At 71.8% G+C, this 400-nt stretch carries 1 pseudogene; it reads left to right on the plus strand.

Annotated features, from left to right (window positions below):
* A pseudogene (locus DY467_RS25920) lies at positions 1-400 on the plus strand (DUF4407 domain-containing protein); the annotation flags it as partial.

The following is a 400-nucleotide window of genomic DNA, read 5'->3' on the forward strand; positions in this document are numbered from 1 at the left end:
GCCAAGTGCTGGCCGATGCCGGCACCGCCGCCCGCGCCGAACCGATCCGCAGCGAACCAGCGCAGGCCGAGACCACCACGCGCGTCGAACCGATCCGCCCGGTCGAGCCTTCCCCCGCCGCGCCGGTACCAAGCGAACCGGCTATGATCTCGCCCGTGGTTTCAGAAGCTGTCGCGACCGAGCCCACCGCCACGGCTGTAGCGGACCCGGCAACCCCCACTCCGGAACCGGAACCGGTCCTCACGGTCGCCGAAGCGCTGTCCACGCCGCCGGAGGCTCTGGAGCCGGATGTGCTGCCGAACGTGCTGACGCGCACGCGCGCGGTTCCGGCGGAGCAGCCAGCGCCTTCTCCGCAGACGACAGCGTCGGACGAAGCTGCAACCGCAGGGGACGCTCATCC

The organism is Rhodopseudomonas sp. BR0G17, from assembly GCF_010907025.1.
Lineage (GTDB): Bacteria > Pseudomonadota > Alphaproteobacteria > Rhizobiales > Xanthobacteraceae > Rhodopseudomonas > Rhodopseudomonas palustris_H.